This is a genomic window from Microvirga arabica, from assembly GCF_016811235.1.
In the GTDB taxonomy this organism is placed as follows: domain Bacteria; phylum Pseudomonadota; class Alphaproteobacteria; order Rhizobiales; family Beijerinckiaceae; genus Microvirga; species Microvirga arabica.
On the sequence record NZ_JAFBID010000151.1, the window covers coordinates 2,501 to 5,175 of the forward strand.

The 2,675-nt window shown below is 55.6% G+C and carries 2 tRNA genes and 2 rRNA genes (1 of these 4 cut by a window edge); all 4 read right to left on the minus strand.

The features are described 5' to 3' along the window. Positions 1 to 363: ribosomal RNA gene (locus tag JQC81_RS31860) — 23S ribosomal RNA — on the minus strand (it extends 2,447 nt beyond the left edge of the window). Between the two features lie 296 nt (positions 364 to 659). Beyond that, a tRNA-Ala gene (locus JQC81_RS31865) sits at positions 660 to 735 on the minus strand. Between the two features lie 24 nt (positions 736 to 759). After that, positions 760 to 836: transfer RNA gene (locus JQC81_RS31870), tRNA-Ile, on the minus strand. 171 nt (positions 837 to 1,007) lie between these two features. Then, positions 1,008 to 2,494: ribosomal RNA gene (locus JQC81_RS31875) — 16S ribosomal RNA — on the minus strand. The 16S and 23S rRNA genes sit together here with 2 tRNA genes alongside, the layout of an rRNA operon. Between the last annotated feature and the right edge of the window lie 181 nt (positions 2,495 to 2,675).

The window sequence follows — 2,675 nt, forward strand, 5'->3', positions numbered from 1 at the left end:
CCGGCTTTTCCAAACCGTTCCAGTGAAGATCATGCAGGCATTGGCCTGGTCCGCGTTCGCTCGCCACTACTAACGGAGTCTCAATTGATGTCCTTTCCTCCGGGTACTTAGATGTTTCAGTTCCCCGGGTTCGCTTTAAACCCCTATGGATTCAGGGTCTAATACCTTCATCTGACCCCTCGTAGTGCAACGCCACCGTTTCCGATGCCGTCACAATACAAAGGGTCGAAGGTGGGTTTCCCCATTCGGAGATCTTTGGATCAAAGCTCGTTCGCAGCTCCCCAAAGCTTATCGCAGCGTACCACGTCCTTCATCGCCTCTCAGCGCCAAGGCATCCACCAGATGCTCTTACGACACTTGATTACTCTCATGATCAATGTCCGCTCGGCTAGACCGAACAATGATCTCAAGAAAGACCTGTTCTTGGATTTCTCCAAAAACATGTTTTTGCTTGCCAAGCATATCCGGCGCTCGACGGCTGCGGGCCGTCAGCTGGTTCGCAGGAACTAGGTGTCCCGCTTGCCGAATATGCTGCCTCTTTACGATTTCAAACATCCGCGCCGCTCACCCAACAGGGGAGGGCACGAACCTCTTTGACTGATCCACGGCCCCAGGGGCCTATGGACACGTCCAAACATCACGCAGCGCTCAAAGAGCAATGGTGGAGCCTGTCGGGATCGAACCGACGACCTGAAGCTTGCAAAGCTACCGCTCTCCCAGCTGAGCTAAGGCCCCTTGTTGCAAAGAACAACGCGATAATGGTGGGCCTGGGACGACTCGAACGTCCGACCTCACCCTTATCAGGGGTGCGCTCTAACCACCTGAGCTACAGGCCCAGTCGACCGTGGCACAGCCCCGACGGGACAGGCCAGACCAACCGATGTTTGGATGTGAGAGAAGAGAAACGAAGACGGCAGCGTCCCGCATAGTGAGGCCTGACTGGCCTCTTTTGTTCCAAGAGCTCCGATAAAGAAGGCGTGTGCCTTCTCATAAGAGAGCATCCTTAGAAAGGAGGTGATCCAGCCGCAGGTTCCCCTACGGCTACCTTGTTACGACTTCACCCCAGTCGCTGACCCTACCGTGGTCGCCTGCCTCCTTGCGGTTGGCGCAGCGCCGTCGGGTAAGACCAACTCCCATGGTGTGACGGGCGGTGTGTACAAGGCCCGGGAACGTATTCACCGTGGCGTTCTGATCCACGATTACTAGCGATTCCGCCTTCATGCACTCGAGTTGCAGAGTGCAATCTGAACTGAGACGGCTTTTTAGGATTAGCTCCCCCTCGCGGGTTCGCTGCCCTTTGTCACCGCCATTGTAGCACGTGTGTAGCCCAGCCCGTAAGGGCCATGAGGACTTGACGTCATCCCCACCTTCCTCTCGGCTTATCACCGGCAGTCCCCCTAGAGTGCCCAACCAAATGATGGCAACTAGGGGCGAGGGTTGCGCTCGTTGCGGGACTTAACCCAACATCTCACGACACGAGCTGACGACAGCCATGCAGCACCTGTGTTCCCGCCAGCCGAACTGAAGAAAGCCATCTCTGGCAATCATACGGGACATGTCAAAGGCTGGTAAGGTTCTGCGCGTTGCTTCGAATTAAACCACATGCTCCACCGCTTGTGCGGGCCCCCGTCAATTCCTTTGAGTTTTAATCTTGCGACCGTACTCCCCAGGCGGAATGCTTAAAGCGTTAGCTGCGCCACTGACGAGCAAGCTCGCCAACGGCTGGCATTCATCGTTTACGGCGTGGACTACCAGGGTATCTAATCCTGTTTGCTCCCCACGCTTTCGCGCCTCAGCGTCAGAACCGGACCAGTAAGCCGCCTTCGCCACTGGTGTTCTTGCGAATATCTACGAATTTCACCTCTACACTCGCAGTTCCACTTACCTCTTCCGGTCTCAAGCCATGCAGTATCGAAGGCAATTCTGTGGTTGAGCCACAGGCTTTCACCCCCGACTTACAAAGCCGCCTACGCGCCCTTTACGCCCAGTGATTCCGAACAACGCTAGCCCCCTTCGTATTACCGCGGCTGCTGGCACGAAGTTAGCCGGGGCTTCTTCTTCCGGTACCGTCATTATCGTCCCGGACGAAAGAGCTTTACAACCCTAAGGCCTTCATCACTCACGCGGCATGGCTGGATCAGGCTTGCGCCCATTGTCCAATATTCCCCACTGCTGCCTCCCGTAGGAGTTTGGGCCGTGTCTCAGTCCCAATGTGGCTGATCATCCTCTCAGACCAGCTACTGATCGTCGCCTTGGTGGGCCATTACCCCACCAACTAGCTAATCAGACGCGGGCCGATCCTTCAGCGATAAATCTTTCTGCTCTCGCACGTATCCGGTATTAGCCCAAGTTTCCCTGGGTTATTCCGAACTGAAGGGCACGTTCCCACGCGTTACTCACCCGTCTGCCACTCACCCCGAAGGATGCGTTCGACTTGCATGTGTTAAGCCTGCCGCCAGCGTTCGTTCTGAGCCAGGATCAAACTCTCAAGTTGAAAGATTTGATCTGACTGTCACTACACTCAATTGACAGAGTCCATCCATCTGCAGGTTTCCCCACAGCGGTGTACTCACCAAAGCATAGATCAGGTCGGTATCGTCATCCGATCCTCTCGGATCGGCGCAAGGACACCGCCGCCTACGCTTCTCTTCCCCTCTCAACAATGTCAAAGAGCA